Genomic DNA, 16,700 nt, shown 5'->3' with positions numbered 1-16,700 from the left:
GGGCTACGCGGCCCCCCCCCCTCCCCCCGCCGGCCCCCCCCCCCCCGCCCCCCCCCGCCCCCCCGGCCGGGGGTCGCGGCGTGTGCCGCGGCCCCCGGGGTCTCTAGGGTGGGGATCATGACGAGTGAGCACGTGGTGGGGCACAACGGGATGTGGGCGCCGCAGGGCGAGGACCCGCGGGTGGCGGGCAAGCCGGTCGGTGAGCTGGCGACCATCCGGGAGTACCTGGCCCATTACCGGCTCACGCTGGAGCTGAAGTGCGGCGGCCTGTCGCCGGAGCAGCTCGCGGCCCGGTCGGTGCCGCCGTCCACGATGAGCCTGCTGGGGCTGGTCCGGCACATGGCCCGGGTGGAGCACATCTGGTTCGAGCAGTGCCTGAAGGGGCAGCGCGACGCTGCCCCTCCGTACTGGTCGGAGGGGCGCAAGGACGTCGACTTCGACGGTGCGGCCGGCGACGCCGCGGTGGCCGCGGACGCGTTCGCCACGTGGAAGGGCCGGATCGCCGCCGCCGACCGGTGGCTGGACGAGGCACCCGACCTCGGCGCCACGGTCCTGACCCGGCACGGCGAGGAGACCACCGTGCGCGATGTGCTGATCCACATGGTCGAGGAGTACGCGCGCCATTGCGGTCACGCCGATCTGCTGCGCGAGTGCATCGACGGGCGCACCGGCCAGTGATATTCACCACAGTGAATGAATGTCAGACAGATTGCGGAATGATCGATGTCTACTGATTAAATGATCACGTGATCGCGTCCTCAGTGGAGGGTCACGTGCCGGTCACGTCCCTCGTCAGCCATGTCCGCGACCAGCTGACCCGGCTCTGCCGGGTGACCGGGGCCGACCCGGTGATGTCGGCACAGCTGGTCGCCGACCTGCTCGGCCCGGCCGGCCCCCGCCCCCTCGACGCGGGCCCCGCCTGGCCCTCGGACATCGCCGACGACCACACCCCGATCGAGTTCTCCGTGGCGTTCCACCACCACGGCCGCCCTACGCTGCGCATCCTGGCCGAGGCCGCGGTGGCGGACCTGAGCCGCCCTGCCGAGCTGTCCTCCGCGCTCGCTTTCCTGCACCGGCAGACGCGCCGGCACCGGCTGACCACGACGCGGCTCGACCGGGTGCTCGACCTGTTCGACACCGACCGGCCGCAGGGCCTCTTCGGCATGTGGCACTCGCTGATCCTGCGCCGCGCCCCCGAGTTCAAGGTGTACCTGAACCCCGAGATCCGCGGGGTGGCGAACGCGGACGGGCTCGTCGCCGAGGCGCTCGGCCGGCTCGGGGCGGCCCCGGCGCACCGAGCGGTGCGGCTGCGCGGGCTGCGGCCGGGGGAGGTCGGCGCCGCCGACCGGCTCACCTTCTTCGCGCTGGACCTGCACGACGCGGACAGCGCCCGGATCAAGCTCTACGTCTCCCAGCACGACGCCGACCTGGCCGACGTGGCACGCGCCGCCGCGATGGTGCCCGGCGTCGACACGGACGCCGTCACCGGCTTCTGCCGGCAGGCCGCCGGGCCGGGCCCGTACGCCGGCCGGCCGATCATCAGCAGCTTCACGTACGCGGCGGGCGTGGACCGGCCCATCGGCTACAGCGTGTACGTGCCGATCCGCAGCTACGTCAGCGACGACGGGCAGGCCCACGACCGGGTCCGCGGGCTGATGGACCGGCACGGCTTCGACCCGGCGGAGCTGGACCGCGCGATCGCGGCCGTCACGTCCCGCCGGCTCGAGGAGGGCGTCGGCCTGCTCGCCCACGTGTCGCTGCGGCTCGGGGTCCCGCGCCCCGGCATGACCGTCTACCTGTCGTCCGAGGCGTATCAGGTGAGCGCCCCCAACCCGCAGCGGGTTCCGGCCCGGTAGGAGAGCGCCATGACCGACGAGATGTCCACCGTGCTGCCGCCGTACCGGATCAAGGTGGTCGAGCCGATCCCGTTCCTCACCGCGGACGAGCGCCGGGCCGCGTACGCCGCCGCCGGGCACAACCCGTTCAACCTGCGCGCCGACCAGATCACCGTGGACCTGCTCAGCGACTCCGGCACCGGCGCCACCTCCGCGGAGCAGGAGGCCGCGGCGGCCCGGGGCGACGAGTCGTACGCGGGCGCCCGATCCTGGTTCCGCTTCCGCGACGAGGTACGCGACCTCACCGGCTACCCGCACGTCCTGCCCGTGCACCAGGGCCGCGCCGCCGAACGGATCGTGTTCTCCGCGCTGCTGCGGCCGGGGCAGATCTGCGTCAGCAACACCCACTTCGACACCACCCACGCCAACGTGGAGCTGGCCGGCGCGCACACCCTCGACCTGCCCTGCCCGCAGGCGCGTGACCTGGACAGCGACGAGCCGTTCAAGGGCGACATCGATCTGGGCGCGCTGGCGGACGTCCTGGCCGGCCCGGACGGCGACCGGGTCGGCCTGGTCCTCATGACGATCACGAACAACGGGCTCGGCGCGCAGCCGGTGTCGATGGCCAACCTGGAAGCCGTCGCGGCGCTCTGCCGGCGGCACCGGGTGCCGTTCCTGCTGGACGCCGCGCGCTTCGCCGAGAACGCCTGGCTCGTGCGGGAACGCGAGGCCGGCTACAGCGACTGGACGCCCCGGCAGATCGCCACCCGCGCGTTCCAGCTCGCCGACGGCTGCCTGGTCAGCCTCAAGAAGGACGGCCTCGCCCCGGTGGGCGGGTTCATCGGCCTGCGCAACGCCGAGCTGTACGCCGTCTGCGAGGCGAACCTCATCGCCACCGAGGGCTTCTCCACCTACGGCGGGCTCGCCGGGCAGGACCTGGAACGCATCGCCCAGGGGCTGCGCGAGGTCGTCGACGTGCACTACCTGCGGTCACGGGCCGCCTCGACCGCGCGCCTGGCCACGCTGATCAACGAGGCCGGCGTGGACACCGTACGCCCGGCCGGTGTCCACGCCCTCTACCTCAACGCCGGCCGGCTCCTGCCGCACCTGGAGCCGGCCCAGTTCCCCGGCCACTCCCTGGCCAGCGAGCTCTATCTCCGGGGCGGCATCCGCTGCGCCGAGCTGGGCTCGCTCTACCTCGGCGCGGTGGACGACGAGCACCGGCTGCTGCAGCCGGCGCCGTTCGAGCTCGTACGCCTGGCCATCCCGCGGCGGGTGTACACCGACGCCCATCTGGACTACGTGGCCGAGACGCTGGGCCGGATCGCGAAGGACCCGGAACGGGTTCGGGGCTACCGCATCGTGTCGGCGCCGGCGCTGCTGCGGCACTTCAAGGTCCGGCTGGAGCCGATCGCTTAGCGCGACCGTGACTCGCCATTTACCCGCGTCGGCTGGGTACGGTCGGCTTGTGGTCGATGATGCCGAGCTGCCCGCTGCGATTGCGGCACGGCCTGATCGGCGAATGACGCCTTTCTTATGAAGGGCGCCTACGCGATCCGTGAGCGTGCACGCGCATCGATCATCCATGGTCTACGCCGCGCTGCACCTGCGCCGCGGTCGCCTGGGTCGAGAGTCGAACCGGCACCTGCCGGTGCCGGTCTGGATCAGCTCCTGTACGTTGCGTGATCACCATCGAATGCCAGTGCGCATCGACCGCCGCCACGCCAGGCTTCTTCACACCCTTTCCGTGAGAGCTCGCCGATGATGTACGGCGTGCCTGACGACTTCAGCAAATTGGGTGCGGACGGGTTCGAGTCGCTCAGCCAAGCACTCGCGCTGTGCGTATTGGGGCCGGGCCTCAAGGTGTTCGGTGACGGGCCGGACGGAGGCCGAGAAGCAACCTTCGACGGTCCCGTCCCGTTCCCTGACCCGCAGCACCCGTGGGACGGTCACGGGGTTTTGCAGGCCAAATACAAGGCCCGGCCTGGAACGACCCAGGCTGACAATCGATGGTTTCTCGGGCGCGTCAAAGCCGAACTTGAAGACTGGGCAAATCCCGCCAAACGTCGCGTCTCCTACGGCCAACGGCCGCAGTATCTTGTCTTCACGACGAACATCTCACTGTCGAGTACCCCTGGTACCGGCAGCAAAGACGCCTTCGACAGACTGATGGCCGAGTATCAGGACCGTATCGGTCTTCTCGGCTGGCGGGTCTGGGACGCTGAGCAGATCAGTCGGTTGCTGGACCGATACCCCGCCGTGCGCACGTCTTACGCTGGCCTCATCACGCCGAGCGAAGTCATCGCCGAGCTGTTGAAGCAGCTCACTAACCCAATTGCGGTCAATGTTGCCTCGCCGACAGTCACCGTGAACGTGGACGCACGAGAGAGAACCATCCGGCCAGGTGAGCCGGGCAATGAGGCCGCGTTCCAGACGACCGTCGATGCCGTGGGCGGAGCAGATCTGCTCGGCGATCCGCGGGCGCTCGTCGAGCAGATCGGCGATGGTTACGTGCAACCATTCGACGGCGGCCTTACCCGCGTCGAGCGAATCCTCTGCGCCCCCGCGGGGTACCCGGTCGTGGCGATGGATCGCATGGTGTGGGACCAGATCCAGGCAGTCGGCGGGCGTCGCGGCGGAGTGGAACACATCGGCTTTCCTCTCGCACCGGCCACCGGCCGACCTTACATCGGACCGGACTGGACTGAGATCCTCCTGGTCGGCGGCGACTGGGGACGCCCCTTCCGGGACGAGCGGCGCGGCCGCCTCGTCCGTCGCTGCGACGGGAGTGCCGTATGGCAGCCAGACATCGTCTTCGACGACGAAGCAAGCCGGACGCGGGGCTGGCGTGTCGACTCCCGCACAGACGCGATCATGGATCTGCGACTCGCGGTGAGCGGGCATGTCCTCATACGCGGCGACGACTTGCAGATCACGGACGATGGTCGCGAACGCATGCTCGACGCCGTCGCCAGATCCGGTCTGGACGACTTCCTGCTCGTTCTGAGGCAACGCTATGGCGGTCGGAGTCGCTCAGGTTGGAGCGAGGTTGACGAGGAGTTCCGCAATACCGGCCAGCAGGCAACATACGAATACCTGGTCGCAGGCCCGGATGGCCGCACTGCAATCCGGGCCGGTCTGCAGATCGCTCTGCCGACTAGCTACAGCGTCGACGCGGCGGTGATGGCCGAAGTCCGCATCGACTTCGACGCCATCCGACCTTCCACCACCACGGCGAACGGCTACACACCCGTCCCCGGCGACCTGGCAGTAACCTTCGACGAAATCCTCGCTTTCCTCGAGGCCGGTTGGTCCGTGTGCACCAGCGGGTTGTTGGTGACCGCATCGACGGATCCACTGTCACTTGTTCCCGCCGGGGCATCGCGCATCGAGTTCTACATCGAGAACGAACGCCCCGTGAACATGGGTGACCCTCGGCCCCGCCAACTGTTGGAAATGGTCGATCTCGCGCAGCTTGGCCGGGCGCGAGTCCGCACCGCGCGTGCCCTCGCCGTGGGTATCACGAGTCCCATCGGGCTGACTCGTCAGCAGATTGAACCCTTCGCCGCCGATGCCCTCGACCACCTCGGCCGCAGCTTCGGATTCGCGCGGGCCGGCAACCGGGGCCGGCGCTAGACCTGTCGGTGGTGGCGTTTTCGTGCACATTGCCGACAAGGCATCGAGCGCTAGGTAAGTATCGGCGGTTGGACCCTTGAGGAAGTCTGCCGGAGCGTCGGCGACGACGGCGTGGCGAGCGGGTTCTCGCACTGGCAGCCGTCCTTGCGGCCTGCCGCCCGACTTAGCCAGCCGCCCCGCATGGGCCCACCCCACTCGGCGGCCGGGCAGCGCCGGACGGGGCAGCGCCGCCGCTGCGCTGCCGCGCGTCCGGGTCCGGGTCCGGCTAAGCCGGTAGCTTGGCCAGCACGTACTGCAGGAGCAGGATCAGCACGTCCACCGCGGAGGCCCGCTGCCGCGCGTCGCAGCGCGTGAGCGGGACTTCCGGGTTGAGCTGCAACGCCCCCCGGATCTCGTCGTCGGTGTACGAGCACTCCCCGAAGAACGTGTTCACCGCGACGACAAACGGGATGCCACGGCGTTCGAAGTAGTCGACGGAGGCGAAGCTCGCCGGTAGCCGCCGCGTGTCGACCAGCACCACCGCGCCGACCGCGCCCTGGGCCAGCTCGTCCCACATGAACCAGAAGCGGTCCTGGCCCGGCGTGCCGAACAGGTAGAGCACCACCTCGCTGTTGATCGTGATCCGGCCGAAGTCCAGCGCGACCGTGGTCTGGTTCTTCTCCTCGAGGCCCGCCAGGTCGTCGACGCCGACGCTGGCCTCGGTCATCACCTCCTCGGTGGTCAGGGGCGGGATCTCGCTGACGGAACCGACCATGGTCGTCTTGCCGGCGCCGAAACCCCCGGCGATGACGACCTTGACGGATGTGCGTTCCATTGTGCTGTCGAGTCCTTGAGGTCAGAGCCGCTGGAGGCCGCAGAGCAGCGTCTCCAGCAGGGCACGGTCGTAGACGGTCTGCTGCGCGGCGGAGCCCAGGGCCAGGTAGTCCTGCTCGAGCAGGATGTCGACGAGCACCTTCACCACCGTCAGCGGCCGCCCCAGATAGGCGGAGATCTCCGCGATGGACATCCAGTCCCGGCACTGCCGCAGGATCTGCTGGTACTCCGGCTCCAGCACGGTCGTGTCGGCCGGCAACGCGACGACCTGGGTCGCCAGGTCCAGCGCCGCGTTGCGCGGCGTGGTCCGGCCGTTCACCAGCACGTACAGCGGCACCAGCCGTTCCGACTCGTCGCGGGCGTCACCGGCGTCCATCAGCGCGCGGCGTGTCCGTTGAGCGGCGCGCCGTCGCGCCGCTGCGCGCCCAGGTACTGCCCGATGCGGGTGACCAGGCGGCCCATCTCGTACGCGACCGTGCCCATGTCCACGTCCTCGCCGCCGAGCACGGCGAGCCGGGCGTTCTCCCCGGCCGAGGCGATGAACAGCGTCCGGTCCTGGAACTCCACGATGATCTGGTCCACCGGGCCGCTGGCGAACCGGCGCCCCACGCCCGCGCCGACGCTGTAGAGCGACGACGCGGCGGCGGCGAGGACCTCGGCGGCGTCCCGGTCCAGCGACGCGGACTTCTGCACGACCAGCCCGTCGGTCGACAGCACGAGCGCGTGCAGCACCTGGTCCACGGCGGTGAGCTCGTCGAGCATCCAGGTGAGGTCGTTGTGCGGGGTCGGTTCCATGGTTCTTCCTGTCCTCGTGGGTTGTGCTGCGGGGAGGGATGTCACTCTGCGGGCTTGGGGCCGGGCGGCTTGATCTCACCGGTACGGCCGGCCCGCCAGCCCTTCTGGTAGCTGGCCAGGCGGTTACGGGCGGCCTCGGGCGAGTACACGGGCGCGGCGGTTTGCGTGGGACCGCCCGTCTCGTCGCGCAGCTGCGGCGCCAGATGCTCCTGCGGGCGCCGGACAGGGAGCGGCGGCCGCCCGGTGCCGGGTCCGGCGCCGTTCGATGCGGGTGACCCGGCCGCCGTCGTCGTGTCAGCGATGCCTGCCGTGGGCACGGCGGTAGCGCCTGGCGTGGGCACGGCGGTAGCGCCTGCCGTGGGCATGGCGGTGGCGCCTGCCACCGGCACCGGAGCGGACCGGGTGCTCAGCGGGGTGGCCGGCTGCTCGACCGCCGGCATCGCGACGCGCGCCGGGATCGCCGCCGTCGGCTCCTCCTCGGGCGGCAGCTGCCCGTCCGGCTCGAACGGGCGCCGCAGGACGTCCGCGCCGGGCTCCGCCGGGTGCCGCGGGTCGTCCGGCTCGCCCAGCTGCCGCACGTCTTCCGCGGGGGCCAGGGCGGTCGCGGGCAGCAGCACGACCGCGAGCACCCCGCCGTACGCCGACGTCCGCAGCGTGACCTGCATCCCGCCGCGCTTCGCCAGCTCGGCGACCACCCAGAGGCCGATCTGCGCGCCGCCCTTCAGGCCCGTCAGGTCCGGGGTGGGCGCGGTGGCCAGCAGCGTGTTCGCCTGCTCCATCGCCTCGTGCGTCATGCCGACGCCGGCGTCCTCGATCTCGATCACCACGCCGTGGTGCGCCTGGGTGCAGCTGATCCACACCTCCGAGTCCGGCGGGGAGAACACGAGCGCGTTGTCGAGCAGCTCCGCCAGCAGGTGGGTGATGCCCGTGACGGCCGGGCCGCTGATCGCCACGTCCGGCGTACGGCGCAGCGTGACCCGCTGGTACTGCCGGGTCTCGGCGATCGCGCCGAGCAGCACCCGGCGCACCGGGACGGGCCGGGAGAACCGGCGCCCGGTCTGCCCGCCGGCCAGGATGATGAGGTTCTCCAGGAACCGGCGGGTCTGGGTGAGCTGATGGTTGATGTCGAACAGCTCCGCGAGGATCTGCTCGTCGCCGATCCGGTTCTGCAACTCCTCGATGACCTTGAGGCCGTGCTGCAGCGGCCGCTGCGGGCGCCGGGCGACGCCCATCAGCATCGCCATGCCGGCCGCGCGCGTGGTGGCTTCCTCGACGGCCGCGTCCACCGCCGCGTGCAGCGACTTGTTCAGCACCGTCGCCAGATGCCCGATCTCGTCGCGGCCGTAGTCCCGGTTGGGCAGCTCCAGCGCGACGTCCACCTTCTCCCGTCTCCGCAGCCGCGTGATGATCGCCGGGAGCCGCTCGTCGACGACCGCCACGGCGTCCTTGCCCAGCTGCGCGAGGCGTACGGACAGCGCCTGGTTGACCAGAATCTGCGACTGCCGGACCGCCGACACGATGGCGCCGACCGCGATGAGCAGCGCCACCGCACTGCCGATGGCGGCGGCCAGCAACTGGTTGTTGCCCGTCCGCAGCGCCTTGATGGACACCCGGTCGGCCTGCGTCACGGTGAGCGCCACCAGCTGGTCGGACACAGCCGCCGCGGCCGCGTCCCACTGCACGCCGCTCAGCTGCATCGCCCGCGGTACCTTGCCCTTCCACGGCCCGGCCGAGATCAGCACGTTCTCCGCGGCCGTCAGCGCCTTCCACTCGCTGGTGGCGGTCATGCGCTCGTACTGGGCGCGGGCCTCCGGCTCCAGCTGCGGCACCGCGGTCTCCAGCGTCGTGTGGTACGCGCCGACCATGGTCACGAAGCGGAGATGGTCCTGCTGGCTCAGGCTCTGCGCGCCCAGGGCCCCGGAGATCAGCGAACTCGACCGCGACATCAGGTCGCCGGCGCGGAACGTGTCGGTCGCGGTGATGCCGCCCTGCGTCGCCGTGGCATCCGGCACCACCCGGGCCTGCGTGTCGAACAGGTCGATGGCGGAGTCGACCAGGTCGTTGTAGAAGTCCGTGGTCTGCTGCCGCAGCGCCCGGCCCGAGTCGATGGTGCTGCGCACCCCGGGCAGCCGGTCCAGCCGGTCGGAGAAGGCCTGCCAGCGGACGTCGATCGAGCGCGGTGCCCGGCTCAGGACCGGGTCGGCGGCCGTCCGCAGCTTCGCCACCAGGTCGTCGGTCTCCTGCCGCTGCGCGATCAGCGACTGCAGGTCCCGCGCCGGGTGCGACAGGTAGTTGATGCTGTCCCGGCGTTCGCGCTGGATCGCGGCGAGGGTGCGGACCGCGGGGATAGACACCTGCCGCACCCCGTTGGCCACCTCGCGGTCGTAGTAGCCGTTGAACACGAGGTACGACGACGTGGCCAGCCAGAGGACGAGCGCCGCGATGCCCGGCACGAGGATGAGCCGGGCGATGCGCCGCTTGATGGGCTTCTCCGGGCCGCGGAGGGCCTCGTCGGTTTGGGGTTTCTTGGTCACTGTGCTCGCGATCTTCGGTCGTCGGGGAGGGGAAGGGTCGCGCGGCTCGGTCCGGGCCATTCGGTCTGGGCTGGTCGGGCGGGGCTGGTCGGGCCTGCTGGGTCGGGTGGGCTGGTCGGTCGGGGCTGGTCGGGTGAGCGGGTCAGGCGGGCGGAGGGTCGTCCGGTCGCGCGCAGGTGGCGCCGTCGATGCGGCAGTCCTGGGGTGCGGCGTCGAGCAGGGTCGCGCCCAGCACCGAGAACGACACCTGCACCGATCCGTCCGCCGGCACGGACCGCGTGGTGTCGTCCGGCTCGAACGTCCACGTCGAACCGTCCTGCCGGGCCGTCGCCCCGGACACCCGGGCGATCTGCAGCGTCGGCCGCGGCAGCGTGAGCGTCAGCACCCAGCCGCGCCGCCGCGCCGCGCCGGGATTGAAGATCGTGACCTCGGCGTCGTACCCGAGCAGGCCCGTCCCGCCGCCGGGAAAGCGGTACTGCGCCGCCAGCGGCGCCGACCCAGCCGCCGCGGACGAGGGGGTCGCGGCCCCGGGTGGCAAGGGCGGAACAGCAGATCCGGGTACGGGCACAGTCGACGCCGACGATGCCGAGGGCGACGTCACGCCCGTGGTGGCCGCGGACGTGGGCGCCGCGGTGGTCGATCCGGGGCGGGCGGTCGACGGCGCCGGCTCGGCCACCCGAGCCTTGTCCGGCGCGCGCGGCGGCAGCGAGGCAAGGTCGCCGGGCCCGCGCACCACCACCGCGACGACGACCGCCGTGCCGGCCACGGCGAGCAGAACCCCCGCCACCAGCCAGCCCACGGTGCCGCGGCGCCCGCGCCCGGCCGGCCGCAGCTTGGGCTGGGGTCCCGACTGGGCGGCGACGGCCAGGCGCATCAGGGCGTCCAGCAGCATGACGGAGGGGGAGCGGCGTTCCCGCCGGGTCGGGTCGGGCGCGGTCGGGTCGGGCGCGGTCGGGTCGGGCGCGGTCGGGTGGGGCGCGGTCGCGTCGGGCGTGATCCCGTGCGGCGTCGTGCCGTGCGGGGGCGGGGTTCTGTCCTCGGTCACAGCGCCAGCAACCCTTCGTGGAGCCGCTGCATGACGGCGAGGGACAGGTGGTCTTCCTCCGGCTGCTGCGGGATCCGGACGAGCCCGGCGTCGCGAAGGTCGCCGAGCAGCACGTGGACGGTCCCGAGCGGCAGCGTCAGGTACGCGGCGATCTCCGCGACCGACAACGCCCGCGCGCACAGCCGCAGGATCGCCGACTCCTCCGGGGACAGCGTGGAGACCGGCGCCCGCTCCTCGGTGCGCTGGACGAGCGTGCTGACCGTGAAGCCGTGGTCGCCCGGGTGCGCCCGGCCGCCGGTCATCGCGTACAGGCGCACGACCGGGCCGGCGTTGTCGTCGTACCAGGCGTCCTCGGGGCCGCCGCCGGGCAGCACCGGCGCCGCGCGGAGGCTATTCATCGGTGCCCACTGTGGTCACGCCCGTACCCGGCTTCTTCCGCGGCGTGGCTCCCGGCGCCAGTTTCTGCGGCGGCGCGGTCCCGGGACCCGGGCGTGCGGGGCGTGCCGGTGCGGGGGACGCGCCCGGTGGCAGCCGCTGCGCCGGGATCGTCCTGCGGCGTGGGGCCGGGGACGCCTCCGGGGCCGGGTCGGCCGGTGGCAGGCCGATGGTCGCCTCGGTGGCCCCGGCCGCCTCGTGCAGCAGGGCGGCCGGCAGGCGTACCTCGGCCAGGAGGCCACCGCCGTCGGCGTTGCGCAGGGCCACGGCGGCCCCGCAGCGGTCGGCCAGGCGGCCCGTGGCGTACAGGCCGTCCCACGCGCGGGTGGGCGGCGGCGTGGTGGCGGCGAGGACGTCGGCGGCTGCCCGCAGGTCGTCGTCGTCCATGCCGGGGCCGTGGTCGGCGACCGTGAGGACGTACCCGTCGGCGTCCCAGGCGCCGCTCACCCGGACGCGGGTGTCGGCCGACGAGAACGTGACGGCGTTCTCGACCAGCTCGGCGAGCAGGTGCATGACGTCGACGACGGCCGTGCCGGCCAGGGCGGCCGGTTCCACCTGCGCGGTGGAGACCCGTTCGAACCCCGGCACCTCGGCGGCGGCCGCGCGGACCACCTCGGTGAGCGGCACCGGTACGGTCCACCGGCGCCCGGGCGTGCCACCGGTCAGCGCGATGGTCTTCTCCACGTTGCGGCGTACCCGGCTGGCGAGGTGGTCGATGCGGAACAGCTCGCCCAGCGTGCCGTCGTCGCCGACGCGCCGCTGCAGGTTGTCGAGCATGCGCAGCTGGCGGTGCAGCAGGGCCTGGTTGCGTCGGTTCTGCTCGAGCACCAGCTCCAGCTCGTGCGCATCCGCCGGCGGGGAGGAGGCGGTCGCCGCCTTCCGGCTGCGCGACCCGGAGAAGCCGCGCCGCAGGCGTACCAGCACGGCGATGACCGCGACGAGCCCTACCCCGGCGAGCAGCCCCGCCCCGGCCACGGTGACCACCGCGGCCGGCACGGCGTCCTCGCGGGCCCGCCGCACCGCCGCGACCTCCAGGTCACGCAGCCCCGTGCGGTACGCGTCCAGCGCCGGAGGCGGCGCCGAGGCCTGCGTGGGAGGCGCGGCGGCGAGGCGGTCCTCCCACGCCGCCAACGTGGTGGTCCTCGGCTCCGCGGCCAGCGCGTCGTACTTCTCTCGGGCGCTCGCCGGCAGCCGGTCCGCGGCCTCGGCCAGCAGGACCCGCCGGGTCGTCGCCAACCGGACGACCCGGGCCCGCACCTCGGCCGACCGTGCGCCGCCGGGGTCGCCGATCACCGCCGCGTCCTCCTGCGACAGGGCCTCCCGGGCGCGGCCGAGCCCCAGCAGCGCCGAGCCGGTGCGGCTTTCTCCGTCAGGCCACAGCCACGGCGCGCCGGTGAAGGCGGTCGCCACGAGCGCGGTGTACCTGTCGACCACGGCGGTGACGCCGGGCTTGCCGCCGTCCACAGTGGCTCGCACGTTCTGCCGCTCGTCCAGGCGGCGCACCAGGTCGTCGGTGGCCCGTGCCGTACGGGCACCGGCGGCCGTCCGCCACAGCGAGCCCGACGCGGTGTCCCGGAGCCGGGTGCAGGCGTCGTCGGTGCGCCGGCGCTGCGCGGCCAGGGCGTCCCGGGTCACCACGTCGGCCAGGAACCCGGCGGACAGCCGCCGCTCCTCCTGCAGCTGCACGATCACCGCGTCGACCGGCTCGCCGAGCTGCCGGGTGGTGGCGTGCGCCCGGACCACCCCGGCGGCGTCGAGGGTCAGCGGCACGGCGGCCGCCGCCCACAGCACGACCAGCAGACCGCCGGCGGTCCACGCCCACAGCCGCGACCGGACACGCGTACTGGTCACGGCAGTCTCCCCTCGGGGCCGTACGGTGCTTCCTGGTCGGCCGGGACCCGGACGATCAGCCGCAGCTGGGCGAGCAGCTCGCCCCGGTCGGCGCTGCCCAGCCGTTGCCGGATCCGGGCCATGTGGTGCTCGACCGTCTTCGCCGAGATGTAGAGCCGGTCCGCCACCTGCTTGTACGTCAGCCCGGCCAGCACCAGGGCGGCCACCTCCTCCTCCCGGTCGCTGAGCACCGGGCGCGCCGCCTGCCCCGGCCGGCCGCGGCGTCCCGGGGTCGCGGGCCCGTCCGCCGGGGCCTGCCGCGCCTGCAGCGAGCGGGCGCAGTCGAGCAGGAGGGTCATGGCCTTGCGGTCGGTGGTGCGGATCGCCGCCTGGCCCGCGAGCCGTGCGCCGTCCCAGCTCAGGCCGAGTTCGGCGAGCCCCCGGGCGGCCGCCTCGACGGCATCCGGTTCGATGCGGTCGGAGAGCATGTCCAGCCAGCACTGCCCGGCGGCGGCCAGCGCGGCGGCGTACGCGCTGTCGTCCCGGCGCTCCCGCAGCGCGCCCACGTGCCGCTCGACCGCCGGCCGCTCGTCGGCCAGGATTGCGGCGTGCAGCCGCGACCAGTGCAGCGGCGCGCTCCACAGCACCGGCTCGCCGAGCCGGCCCAGCAGGTCGTCGGCGGCGAGCAGCGCCGGCCGCACCTGCCGGGTCTCACCCAGCCGCGCCGCGGCGACCGCGATCTCGCCGAGCGGCAGCAGAGTGTACAGGTCGACGGGCTGGCCGATGAGCGACTGACGCGCCTGCGGCCAGGACGCCTGCAGCCCGGCGATGTCGCTGGCGCGGCGGGCCAGGCCGGCGCGCAGGGCGGCGGCGAACACGAGGTCCCGGCCGGGCGCGCCGGCCGGGCCGGGTTCGGCGCCGGGGCCCGTGGGCACGCCGGCCAGGGCAGCCAGCTCCGCGGCGGCCGCGAGCCGACCTTGCGCCATCGCCGTCCACGCCAGCAGCAGGCGGTGCCGGCGGACGAACAGGGGGCCGCCGAGGTTCGTCTCCAGCGCGCGTTCGAGCACGGTCTGCGCCGACTGGAACTCGGCGCAGTGCAGGGCCACGAGGGCGGCCAGCGCGGCGGGACTGTCCGGCAGCAGTACCGCCGAGCCGGAGGGCTCGAGCAGCTGGGCGGCCTGCACCAGCGCGGACAGGGCCGCCATCGGGGAGCCCTGCACCGACTCGTACGCCCCGCGGGCCATCCCCGACGCGGCGGTGCTGAGCAGGGTGGGTGGCCCCGCCGACGGATCATCCGGGGTGGCGGACAGCAGCTTTCCGGCCGCCTCCGGGTGTCCGGTGCCGATGAGACCGACCGTACCGAAGCCGGCCGCGAGCCTGGGGGTCGCCCAGCGGTACAGCTCGACGGAGCGGGCCAGCTGGTTGCGGTGCGCCAGTGTCGCCGCGGCCACGCAGGCGGCGTCCGGACGCTGGCTCGCCGGCCCGGTGGCGAGCACCTGGTCGGCCAGCAACGAGGCGAGCTCGAGATCGCCGGCCAGCGCGCTGGCCAGGGCACGCCGGGCTCCGGCCGGGTGGCCGGCCCGCGATGCGGCGTCGAACAACTGCGCCGCCAGGGCCGGGTCGCCCTGCAGCGCTTCGTCGCCGGCGGCCAGGAACGCGTCGCCCAGCCCGGTGGCCTGCGCTCCGGGCGCGAGGGCCACCGACGGCTCGTCCTCCGGCGCCTCCGGACCGGCCTGCGGCAGGAGCGCCAGCAGCGAACGCATCAGGGGCAGCACCGAACCGCCGCGGGCCAGCTGCCATTCCGCCATGCGCCGGCGGATGTCGATGCGCTGGGCGACCGGTCCGTGCATCGCCAGGGCCTGCCGCGCGAGCGGCACCAGCGCGCCCGACGCGGCGAGCATGCCGGTCGCCTTCGCGGTCGCCAGCAACGCCGTCGCCTGCTCCGGATCGCGGTCGAGCAGGGCGGCGACCACGGTCAGCGACAGGCCGGCGCCCGCCTCGACGGCCAGCAGCACGGTGAGCGTGTCGGCGTCCACCTCGTCGAGGTCGGCCGCGAACGGCGCAAGGGCCGGTTCGGGCGCCCGCTCCAGGGGTGTGCCGGCCACGCCGCTCCCGGCGGCCAGGCCGGTGACCAGGCGGTCCAGGTACCGCGGGACGCCGCCGCTCTGCACGAGCAGGAAGCGGATCCATTCCGCGGGCACCGGGTGCTCCCAGAGCTCGGCGCAGCGGGCCCGCACCTGGTCCTCACCGAGCGGCGGCAGCGACACCGGGGTCTGCCGCCGCCGCAGCACCTCGGTCAACGCCGCGAGCCCCGCCGGGCGCGGCCACGGCCGGTACGCCACGATGACCCGGGCGCCCGGCCGGTCGGCGAGCCGGACGAGGTCACGCAGCCGCTCGTCGTCGACGAGGTGGGCGTCGTCCACGAGCAGGACGGAATCGTCGGGGTCGCCACCGGCCGGCTGCCAGAGGGTGCCGACGGGCACGCCGGCCGCCCGGTAGCCGGCCGCGATCTCGCGCAGCAGCGCCGACTTGCCGTATCCACCGGGCGCACAGACGGCCACGCTCAGCGGCGCCGACGGGTCGTCGTGCACCTGGGCGACCAGGGCCGCCGCAACCGGGCTCAGCAGCGCCGGGGAACCGGTCCGGACCATCGGGCTCATCGCCGCACCACCGGTGCCTCGATGACGCGTACGGGCGGGCGCGGCGGTGGCATGGCTCCGGCCGGGCCGGGCGGGAGCGGCTCCGTGGCGGTGATCAGCGGCGCCTCGGCCGTCGGATACTCCGGGAGGACCGGCCCGTCGGTGGGCTCCGGGCGGGATCGGGGTCGCAGGGCCAGCGCCGCGCCGCATGCCACGGTGAGCCGCGGGTCGCCCAGCTGCAGGACAGGTGCCGGGAATGCCTGTGCCAGCAGGTCGGTGAAGAGCGGGTGCCCAGCCGCGGAACCGGCGAGCAGCACGGCGGACACGTCCGCCGGCGCGAGGGCGCACGCAGCGACTGTGCGGGTGGCCAGGTCGACCGCGGCCCGCAGCACGGCCCGCTGACCGGCGGCATCCGCGGTGTCCAGGGCGGAGCCGGCCAGGTCGGCGCACCACGCCGAGGTGATGAACTCGTACTGCCCGGGGGCGTGCGGCTGGATCAGCGAGACCTCGAGGCCGGCGCCGCCGAGGCGCAGCACGAGCAGCACCGTGGCGCCCGCGGGCAGCCGTCCGGCCGCCTGGAAGCCGGTGACGACCGCGCCGGCGCGGGGCACGAGGGCGGGGTCGCCCAGCCCGATCTCGTCGAGGGCGGTGCGCACCAGCCCCAGCCGGTACGCCCCCCAGCCGGTCGGATGGGCCACGGCGATGCGGTCCGGCGCCTTGCCCTGCAGCTGCCACAGCCGGCCGGCCACCCAGCCCACCATGCCGGCCAGCAGCGTCTCGGGCCGCACCGCCTCGCCGGCGAGCCGCACCGCGACGTCGTCGCCGATCCGGTGCAGGAAGCCGGAGGCCCGCTGACCCGCAGGGTCGGAGGCCCGATGGCCCGCAGAGCCGGAGGTCCGCTGACCCGCGCCACCCGCCGTTCCGTCAGCGGCGACGAGATCGCCGCCCGGCGACAGCGCGAGCGAGGTCGCGACCACCGGCGCGGAGGCGCCCAGCGTCACGGGCTCGGCCGGGCCCCACGCCGTCTCACCGGCGGCCTGCGGCGCGCGCCCGCGGGGCGGACTGCTCCGCCGGCACAGGGCTGCGGCCACAGTGGTCTCCCCGATCTCGATCCCCAGCAGGTACGGCACGGATCTCG

The 16,700-nt window shown here is 73.7% G+C and carries 13 protein-coding genes; 4 read left to right on the top strand and 9 right to left on the bottom strand.

From position 1 onward, the window contains the following. The first annotated feature begins 117 nt into the window (after nucleotides 1–117). From IT780_RS03915 to IT780_RS03900, 4 genes are all read left to right on the top strand, one after another. Nucleotides 118–678: a DinB family protein gene (locus IT780_RS03915; RefSeq protein WP_233412074.1), complete on the top strand. Its 561-nt coding sequence runs from the start codon at nucleotides 118–120 to the stop codon at nucleotides 676–678. 95 nt (nucleotides 679–773) lie between these two features. Beyond that, nucleotides 774–1,856 carry a tryptophan dimethylallyltransferase family protein gene (locus IT780_RS03910; protein WP_307831019.1) on the top strand — a complete coding sequence of 361 codons (1,083 nt, stop codon included), beginning with the start codon at nucleotides 774–776 and terminating at the stop codon, nucleotides 1,854–1,856. Between the two features lie 9 nt (nucleotides 1,857–1,865). Continuing rightward, entirely contained in the window at nucleotides 1,866–3,254 is a 1,389-nt protein-coding gene (locus IT780_RS03905; RefSeq protein ID WP_199509958.1) for a tryptophanase, read from the top strand. Between the two features lie 354 nt (nucleotides 3,255–3,608). After that, nucleotides 3,609–5,471, top strand: a complete 1,863-nt coding sequence (locus tag IT780_RS03900) for a hypothetical protein (RefSeq protein WP_199509957.1) — start codon at nucleotides 3,609–3,611, stop codon at nucleotides 5,469–5,471. Between the two features lie 265 nt (nucleotides 5,472–5,736). On the opposite strand, the gene IT780_RS03895 is transcribed toward IT780_RS03900, so the two are convergent. From IT780_RS03895 to IT780_RS03855, 9 genes are all read right to left on the bottom strand, one after another. Next, the gene (locus tag IT780_RS03895; RefSeq protein ID WP_199509956.1) at nucleotides 5,737–6,285 is read right to left on the bottom strand and encodes a GTP-binding protein; all 549 of its coding nucleotides are present in this window, start codon (nucleotides 6,283–6,285) and stop codon (nucleotides 5,737–5,739) included. Between the two features lie 21 nt (nucleotides 6,286–6,306). Beyond that, nucleotides 6,307–6,660 carry a DUF742 domain-containing protein gene (locus IT780_RS03890; RefSeq protein ID WP_199509955.1) on the bottom strand — a complete coding sequence of 118 codons (354 nt, stop codon included), beginning with the start codon at nucleotides 6,658–6,660 and terminating at the stop codon, nucleotides 6,307–6,309. After that, the gene (locus IT780_RS03885; protein ID WP_199509954.1) at nucleotides 6,660–7,079 is read right to left on the bottom strand and encodes a roadblock/LC7 domain-containing protein; all 420 of its coding nucleotides are present in this window, start codon (nucleotides 7,077–7,079) and stop codon (nucleotides 6,660–6,662) included. Before IT780_RS03885 ends, IT780_RS03890 begins: the two co-directional genes overlap by 1 nt. Nucleotides 7,080–7,120: 41 nt before the next feature. Next, on the bottom strand, nucleotides 7,121–9,613 hold the full coding sequence (locus IT780_RS03880; RefSeq protein ID WP_307831018.1) for a sensor histidine kinase: 2,493 nt from the start codon (nucleotides 9,611–9,613) through the stop codon (nucleotides 7,121–7,123). Between the two features lie 142 nt (nucleotides 9,614–9,755). Beyond that, entirely contained in the window at nucleotides 9,756–10,658 is a 903-nt protein-coding gene (locus IT780_RS03875) for a cellulose binding domain-containing protein (RefSeq protein ID WP_199509952.1), read from the bottom strand. Next, nucleotides 10,655–11,056, bottom strand: coding sequence for a DUF742 domain-containing protein (locus IT780_RS03870; protein ID WP_199509951.1), 402 nt, complete (start codon nucleotides 11,054–11,056; stop codon nucleotides 10,655–10,657). The genes IT780_RS03875 and IT780_RS03870 overlap by 4 nt, the downstream gene beginning before the upstream one ends. Next, nucleotides 11,049–12,944, bottom strand: a complete 1,896-nt coding sequence (locus IT780_RS03865; RefSeq protein ID WP_199509950.1) for a sensor histidine kinase — start codon at nucleotides 12,942–12,944, stop codon at nucleotides 11,049–11,051. The genes IT780_RS03870 and IT780_RS03865 overlap by 8 nt, the downstream gene beginning before the upstream one ends. After that, nucleotides 12,941–15,583 (bottom strand): helix-turn-helix transcriptional regulator, encoded by a 2,643-nt coding sequence (locus IT780_RS03860; protein ID WP_199509949.1) that lies wholly within the window; start codon nucleotides 15,581–15,583, stop codon nucleotides 12,941–12,943. The genes IT780_RS03865 and IT780_RS03860 overlap by 4 nt, the downstream gene beginning before the upstream one ends. Continuing rightward, on the bottom strand, nucleotides 15,580–16,692 hold the full coding sequence (locus IT780_RS03855; RefSeq protein WP_199509948.1) for an Hsp70 family protein: 1,113 nt from the start codon (nucleotides 16,690–16,692) through the stop codon (nucleotides 15,580–15,582). Before IT780_RS03855 ends, IT780_RS03860 begins: the two co-directional genes overlap by 4 nt. Nucleotides 16,693–16,700 lie beyond the last annotated feature (8 nt).

This window comes from Nucisporomicrobium flavum (assembly GCF_016464385.1).
GTDB lineage: Bacteria > Actinomycetota > Actinomycetes > Mycobacteriales > Micromonosporaceae > Actinoplanes > Actinoplanes flavus_A.
The sequence above is the reverse complement of the archived record's forward strand: the minus strand, read 5'-3'. Positions and strand labels throughout refer to the sequence as shown.

Bases quoted from the DNA above. Each gene is read 5' to 3' on its own strand.
- IT780_RS03915 (WP_233412074.1), top strand. From the start codon at position 118: ATGACGAGTGAGCACGTGGTGGGGCACAACGGGATGTGGGCGCCGCAG.
- IT780_RS03905 (WP_199509958.1), top strand. From the start codon at position 1,866: ATGACCGACGAGATGTCCACCGTGCTGCCGCCGTACCGGATCAAGGTG.
- IT780_RS03895 (WP_199509956.1), bottom strand. From the start codon at position 6,285: ATGGAACGCACATCCGTCAAGGTCGTCATCGCCGGGGGTTTCGGCGCC.
- IT780_RS03890 (WP_199509955.1), bottom strand. From the start codon at position 6,660: ATGGACGCCGGTGACGCCCGCGACGAGTCGGAACGGCTGGTGCCGCTG.
- IT780_RS03885 (WP_199509954.1), bottom strand. From the start codon at position 7,079: ATGGAACCGACCCCGCACAACGACCTCACCTGGATGCTCGACGAGCTC.
- IT780_RS03870 (WP_199509951.1), bottom strand. From the start codon at position 11,056: ATGAATAGCCTCCGCGCGGCGCCGGTGCTGCCCGGCGGCGGCCCCGAG.
- IT780_RS03860 (WP_199509949.1), bottom strand. From the start codon at position 15,583: ATGAGCCCGATGGTCCGGACCGGTTCCCCGGCGCTGCTGAGCCCGGTT.